At 63.7% G+C, this 7,233-nt stretch carries 4 protein-coding genes and 1 pseudogene; all 5 read left to right on the top strand.

Annotation, left to right across the window (positions count from 1 at the left end; all coding sequences use genetic code 11):
- The coding region (locus ABYV89_RS12760) for a transglutaminase family protein (RefSeq protein ID WP_432823335.1) at nt 1-1,452 on the top strand (1,452 nt) is incomplete at its 5' end.
- A gap of 48 nt (nt 1,453-1,500) precedes the next feature.
- Nucleotides 1,501-4,074 (top strand): circularly permuted type 2 ATP-grasp protein, encoded by a 2,574-nt coding sequence (locus ABYV89_RS12755; RefSeq protein WP_432823334.1) that lies wholly within the window; start codon nt 1,501-1,503, stop codon nt 4,072-4,074.
- Nucleotides 4,071-4,946, top strand: coding sequence for a transglutaminase family protein (locus ABYV89_RS12750; RefSeq protein WP_432823333.1), 876 nt, complete (start codon nt 4,071-4,073; stop codon nt 4,944-4,946). The genes ABYV89_RS12755 and ABYV89_RS12750 overlap by 4 nt, the downstream gene beginning before the upstream one ends.
- Before the next feature lie 769 nt (nt 4,947-5,715).
- Entirely contained in the window at nt 5,716-7,035 is a 1,320-nt protein-coding gene (ablA, locus tag ABYV89_RS12745; protein ID WP_432823332.1) for a lysine 2,3-aminomutase, read from the top strand.
- A pseudogene (locus ABYV89_RS12740) lies at nt 7,028-7,233 on the top strand (putative beta-lysine N-acetyltransferase); the annotation flags it as partial. The gene ablA and the pseudogene ABYV89_RS12740, both read left to right, overlap by 8 nt.

The following is a 7,233-nucleotide window of genomic DNA, read 5'->3' as shown; positions in this document are numbered from 1 at the left end:
CTGCCGGTGGTTCTCGAAGGCTACGAACCGCCGCGCGACAGCCGCCTGGAGCGGCTGCTGGTCACCCCTGACCCGGGGGTCATCGAGGTTAACATCCATCCGGCCGCCAGTTGGCGCGAGCTGGTGAACAACACCACCATCCTTTATGAAGAGGCCCGCCAGAGCCGCCTCGGCACCGAAAAATTCATGCTCGACGGCCGTCACACCGGCACCGGCGGCGGCAACCACATCACCATCGGCGCCGCCACCCCGGCCGACAGCCCGGCATTGCGCCGTCCCGATCTGCTGCGCAGCCTGGTCACCTACTGGCAGCACCACCCGGGGCTATCTTATCTCTTTTCCGGGATGTTCGTTGGTCCGACCAGCCAGGCGCCGCGGGTCGATGAAGCCCGCAACGACGCTCTTTACGAACTGGAGATCGCCTTTCAGCAGATGCCCAAAGGGGAGGTTCCGGCCCCCTGGCTGGTCGATCGCCTGATGCGCAACCTGCTCATCGACATGACCGGCAACACCCACCGCGCCGAGTTCTGCATCGACAAGCTCTACTCTCCCGACAGCCCCTCGGGGCGGCTCGGGCTGGTCGAACTGCGGGCCTTCGAGATGCCGCCCCATGCCCGCATGAGCCTGGTGCAGAACCTGCTGCTGCGTTCCCTGATCGCCTGGTTCTGGGAGAAGCCCTACGAGCACGACCTGGTACGCTGGGGGACCGAACTGCATGACCGCTTTTTGCTGCCCCACTTCGTCCGCGAAGACATGCGCGAGGTGGTCAGCGACCTCAACCGGGCCGGCTACCCCTTCGAGCTGGCCTGGTTCGAACCGTTCCTCGAGTTCCGCTTCCCGCACTTCGGGACGGTGAACATCGACGCCATGGAACTCGAACTGCGCTTCGCCATCGAGCCCTGGCATGTCCTTGGCGAAGAGATGGGGAGCCAGGGGACCGCCCGCTTTGTCGACTCCTCGGTGGAACGGCTGCAGCTGCGCATCAGCGGCCTGACCGAGCCGCGCCATGCGGTGGTCTGCAACGGCCGCCGCCTGGCCCTGCGCAGCACCGGGCGCAAGGGGGAGTTCGTGGTCGGGGTCCGCTACCGGGCCTGGCAGCCCCCTTCGGCCCTGCACCCGACCATCAAGCCCCATTCGCCGCTGGTCTTCAACGTGATCGACACCTGGAACGGCCAGACCATCGGTGGCTGCACCTACCATGTCTCCCATCCGGGCGGCCGCGGCTACGACGTCTTCCCGGTCAATGCCCTTGAGGCCGAATCCCGCCGCATCACCCGCTTCTGGGATCTGGGCGCCGAACCGGGGGCGGTGCAGACAGCCCCCCCCACCTTCGTCGGACTCGGCACCTTCACCCCCGATGCCGGGCCGCTGCGGCCGATGAGTCCGCCGGCCGAAGAACCGAACGAAGAATTTCCCTATACAGTAGATTTGCGCCGGCTTCCTGGAATATAATCGCGCAGCAGAAAACCCATTACAGGATGACGAATCAAGGATCAAGCCGTGCCGCAACCTGAAAACTCGCCCCCCGGGTCGATCAGCCAGTCTTACGCAACCCAGCTCGGAACTTATGACGAAATGGTTGCCAGTGAGGGACACCTGCTCCCTCACTGGCAGCCCCTCATGCGGGATCTCGACCAACTCGGCAGAGAAGGGCTGGAACGCCGTCGCCTCGAGGCACAGCGCCTGCTGCGCGAGAGCGGCGTCACCTTCAATATGCATGACGGCTTGCGCGGGGCCGCCAGGCCCTGGCAGTTCGATCCGATCCCGCTCTTTATCAGCGGTGAAGAGTGGGCGGTAATCGAAGCCGGTCTGGTCCAGCGCGCTGAATTGCTCAACCTGGTCATGACCGACCTCTACGGTCCCCAGACGCTGCTCAAAGAGGGCATTGTGCCGCCGGAACTGATTTTCAGCCACTTCGGCTTCCAGCGCTCCTGTGTGGGGATGACCTTCCCCGGCAAACGCCCCCTGATCATGTGCTCCTCCAACCTCGCCCGCGGTCCCGACGGCCGCATGTGGGTGATCGATGACCGGGCGCAGGCTCCTTCCGGGGCCGGCTATGCGCTGGAAAACCGCATGGTCATGACCCGTGTCGCGCCGGCGCTCTTCCGGGAGTGCCACGTCAAACGCCTGGCCGGCTTTTTTCAGCCCCTGCGCGACCGGCTCGCCCGCCTCGCGCCGCAGAACCGGGAAGATCCGCGGATCGTGGTGCTGACGCCCGGGCCGTACAGCTCAACCTATTTCGAACATGCCTACCTGGCGAATTATCTCGGTTATACCCTGGTCCAGGGAGACGACCTGAGCGTCCGCGACGGGCGGGTCTGGCTGAAATCCCTCGAAGGGCTGCACCAGGTCGATGTCATCCTGCGGCGGCTGGACGACGCCTACTGCGACCCCCTGGAACTGCGCGAGGATTCGCGGCTCGGGGTCACCGGCCTGCTGCAGGCGGCCCGTCTCGGCCATGTGGCGATCGCCAACCCGATCGGCAGCGGTGTCCTTGAGAACCCCGGGCTGATGGCCTTCATGCCGAACATCGCCCGGCATTTTTTCGGCGAGGATCTCAAACTCCCCTCGGTGGCCACCTGGTGGTGCGGGCAAGAGAGCGAGCGCAACTTCGTGCTGGAAAACCTCGACCACCTGGTCATCAAGTCGATCCACCGTACCCGGGGCTATCGCGCGATCTTCGGCGCCGAGCTCACGGCCGCCGAGCAGTCCGAGCTGCGCGAGCGCATCCTGCACAAGCCGCATCTCTACATCGGCCAGGAGATGGTCAGCTTCTCGACGGCGCCATCGCTGGTCGACGGCTGGGTCGAACCGCGCCACACGATCCTTCGCTCTTTTCTGGTCGCCGGTGATACGGGCTATATCGCCATGCCCGGCGGCTTGACGCGCATCGCCGCGCAAGCAGGGGAACTGGTTGTTTCAAACAAATCCGGGGGGTTGAGCAAGGACGCCTGGGTGCTTTCGAAAGATCCGGTGCGGTATGTCAGCCTCTGGCGACAGCCGCAGCTCGACCAGGTCCTGCCGCTGCGCGCCGAACCGCTGCCGAGCCGGGCCGCCGACAGCCTCTTCTGGGCCGGCCGCTACGTGGAACGGGCCGAAGGAACCGCCCGCCTGCTGCGCGCCATCTATCTGCTCAGGCGAGAGCAGCGCGATGCCAACGGCGAAATCCCGAAGCCCTACCTGCACAGCCTGCTGCGCGCCCTGACCCACGTGACCGGAACCTATCCCGGTTTCGTCGACGAAGGAGCCGAAGAACTCCTGCGCAAACCCCGGCCCGAGCTCCATTCGCTGCTGCAGAATGCCGACCGGGCCGGCAGCCTGGCCTCCATCCTGCAGTCCTTCGGCCAGGTGGCGCTGACGGTCAGGGATCACTGGCCGGCCGAGATCTGGCGGGTAATCGACGCGATCCAGCAGGACTGGGCCGACGAAGAAGAATCGCCGGGGCCGGGGAACTACCGGACCGAGGACCGCCTCGATCACCTGGTCATGCAGCTGGTCGCTTTCAGCGGCCTCAACGCCGAGAGCATGACCCGCGAAGCGGGCTGGCTGCTGCTCGACATCGGCCGGCGACTGGAGCGGGCGCTGGGCCTGATTTCCCTGCTGCGGGCCACCCTGGTTCCCCACATGGATGGGTCCGTGCAGCGCCAGCTGATGGAGAGGGTGCTGATCATCTGCGACAGCCTGAATACCTTCCGCCGCCGCTACCGCTCGTACATGCACCTGCCGACCGTTCTCGAGCTGATCCTGATGGACCGGAACCACCCCAGGTCGCTGGCCTATCAACTCGAATGCCTGCAGCAGCACATCGCCGACCTGCCGAGAGACCGCACTTCACCGCGGCTCGGCGAGGACGAACGCTGCGTTCTCGAAGCCTACACCAGGCTGCGCCTGGCCGATGCCGCGGAGCTGTCGAAGATCGTGGAGGAGGACGGCTACTGCAAGGCCCTGGATGAGCTGCTGGCCGGGCAGACCGAGAGCCTCTGGCGGCTCTCCGACGTGATTACCAGCACCTATTTCAGCCATTCGCAGCCGCCTCAGCAGCTGTCGCCGCAACAGCAGGATGAGGACGTATGAAATACCGCGTGACCCACATCACCGAGTTCATCTACGAAGCGCTGGTCGGGCTCTGCTACAACGAGGCCCGCCTGCTGCCGCGCGAGCTGCCGCACCAGCGGGTTCTCTCGTGCGAGCTGCAGGTCGACCCGCTGCCCAATGACCACTATGAACGGATCGATTATTTCGGCAACCGGACGGACTATTTCTCCATCCGGCACCCCCACGACCGGATGATCGTGACGGCGACCAGCGAGATCGAAGTCGAAAAGTCGCCCCTGCTTGACAATGCCTGGAGCCTCTCCTGGGAGAGCGTCCGGGATCGCCTGCGCAGCGACCGCTCCGTCGAGGTCATTGAGGCCTCCCAGTTCATCCTCGATTCGCCGACCGTCAGTGTCGACGACCTGCTGGCCGACTACGCCCGGCCCTCTTTTCCTGCCGGAAAGCCGCTGGTCGAAGCGGTGCACGACCTGATGCAGCGAATCTACCATGAGTTCAAGTACGACCCCGAGTTCTCCACCATCGCGACCCCGTTGAAAGAGGTCCTGGCCCACCGCCGCGGGGTCTGCCAGGATTTTGCCCACCTGGCGATCGGCTGCCTGCGCTCCCAGGGGCTGGCGGCGCGCTACGTGAGCGGCTACATCGAGACCATGCCGCCCCCCGGTACCGAGCGGCTGGTCGGCGCCGACGCCTCGCACGCCTGGTTTTCGGTCTACCAACCGGGAACCGGCTGGCTCGACTTCGACCCGACCAACAACCAGACCCCCCAGGAACAGCACATCACCGTCGCCTGGGGCCGCGACTTTGCCGATGTGACCCCGTTAAAAGGGGTGGCGTTCGGCGGCGGAGAGCACAAGTTGAAGGTTTCTGTCGATGTGCTCGCGATAGACTGACGGCGTCGCCAGAAGAACGAAGCGCCTGTCGTTTCGATCCGCCTCATCCAAGCCTTTCCCCCGGGAAGGATCCGCTCGCCGACCAGGCGCGGGTCTTTCCCGGTTCGCCTTCGGACCGGCATCGGTCTCGCGCCGCCCCTTCAGTCCCCGAAAATCACCGCCGCCCCCACCCCCCAGGCATGCGCCCCCGCAACGCAGCGTTTCGAAAAAAATACAACCATTTCCGCCAGCTACAAAACATTGCTGTTTATCAAACATTACAGGCACCTGCAATACCTACGGGGCTTGGCATCCGCATCAGCCAGCCGCCCTTTGCGAGTCGGTTTTTTGACATGCATTTTCGAGTGTGTTATCTTCGTGGATCACTTTCGAGAATCAACGGAGAACGATTTCCGACGGCTTCCTTCGGGAAGAGCCGCAATTCAACGAAAAGAGAGCTATGAATTCCCACAGTAAAAAAAGCAGCTTTTATATTCCTCCCCTGTCTGAAGCTGATACGGGTTCCGTACCGCCGAACACCCCCCTGAATACCAAACGCCCCGAAGTCCTCCAAGTCCGCTCCCGCTTCCAGCCTCCACCCGGTTTCTAAGCCGCACATCCCTTCCGGGCTCTGCAGGTTCCGCTCCGACGGCCAACATCGAGTGGCCGCCAGGAGTCTGCGCGTCTTTGCGTTTACGGGTAATGCCGTTACGGGAGAAACGCCGGAGGGGCAGACCATAATCGTGGAACAAACGTTTTTTAGCCACAGGTAGCACAAAGGAGTCTTACCTTGCCGATATACAGCGCCAATCAACAGGAACTCGCCGATAAAATTTCCCCCGAAAACGTCCCCTTGTCGCAATGGAAGGACTGGAAGTGGCAGCTCAAGCATTCGATCCAGGACATCGACACCGTCGAGCTGCTGCTGGGGATCCAATTTTCGCCGGATGAGCGAAGCAAGCTCGAGCAGACCCTCGAGAAGTTCCCGCTCTCCATCACCCCCTATTACCTGTCGCTGATCGACACCGAGAACTGGCAGAGCGGCCCGGTCTTCCGCCAGGCCTTTCCCTCCCCCGAGGAGCTGGTCATCGACCGCCGCGACATGGCCGACCCGCTGGCCGAGGACAAGGACAGCCCGGTGCCGGGGGTGATCACCCACCGCTACCCGGACCGGGTGCTGTTCCAGGTCAGCAACGTCTGCTCCATGTACTGCCGCCACTGCACCCGCAAGCGCAAGGTCGGCGACGTCGACTCCATTCCGGGCAAGGAGGCGGTCCGCCTGGGGCTGGAGTACATCCGGCAGACGCCGGAGGTGCGCGACGTGCTCCTTTCGGGCGGCGATCCCCTGATGCTCAGCGACGACTACCTCGACTGGATTCTCACCGAACTGCGCCGGATCCCCCATGTGCAGGTGATCCGCATCGGCACCCGCATGCCGGTGGTGCTTCCGTACCGGATCACCGACGAGCTGGTGGCGATGCTGAAGAAACACCATCCGCTCTGGGTCAACACCCACTTCAACCACCCGCGGGAGATCACCACCTCGTCGAAGCAGGCGCTGCGCAAAATGGCCGACGCCGGCATCCCACTGGGCAACCAGACGGTGCTGCTGGCCGGGGTCAACGACTGTCCGCGCATTATCAAATCGCTGATTCACAAGCTGGTGGAAAACCGGGTGCGCCCCTACTACCTGTACCAGTGCGACCTCTCCGAAGGGCTGACCCATTTCCGCACCCCGGTCGGCAAGGGGATCGAGATCATGGAGAGCCTGATCGGGCACACCAGCGGCTTCTCCGTCCCCACCTACGTCATCGATGCTCCCGGCGGCGGCGGCAAGATTCCGCTGACCCCCAACTACCTGATTTCCCTGTCGACCAACAAGGTGGTCCTGCGCAACTACGAGGGGGTCATCACCACCTACCAGGAACCGGAGAGTTACAAAACGACCTTCTGCGACCGCAACTGCGCCGACTGCCGGCTGCAGCTCAAGCTCGAAGACGCCGAGGAATGCCTCGCCACCGGCATCGAGATGCTGCTCTCGGACAAAAACGAAACGATTTCCCTGACGCCCGAAAACAACGAGCGAATGGAGCGCAGAAACAATGACTGATCGCGTAGAAGCCTTCGGCAATTCATCGATCCAGCACGGCAAGCACAGCAACCGGGCCTACCTGATGAGCCTCTCCATGGGCGATTTGCCCGAGATCCTGCCGCACCTCGACAGCCTCGCCCTCACCCGGGGCTACACGAAAATCTTCGCCAAGGTGCCGGCCCAGGCGCAGGAGCTCTTTACCGACAACCAGTACCG

This window comes from Trichloromonas sp., from assembly GCF_041583255.1.
GTDB lineage: Bacteria > Desulfobacterota > Desulfuromonadia > Desulfuromonadales > Trichloromonadaceae > Trichloromonas.
This window is presented reverse-complemented; position numbering and strand designations above follow the sequence as displayed.

What these genes read in the sequence shown, in the direction of transcription:
- ABYV89_RS12750 (WP_432823333.1), top strand. Translation starts at nt 4,071, where the DNA reads ATGAAATACCGCGTGACCCACATCACCGAGTTCATCTACGAAGCGCTG.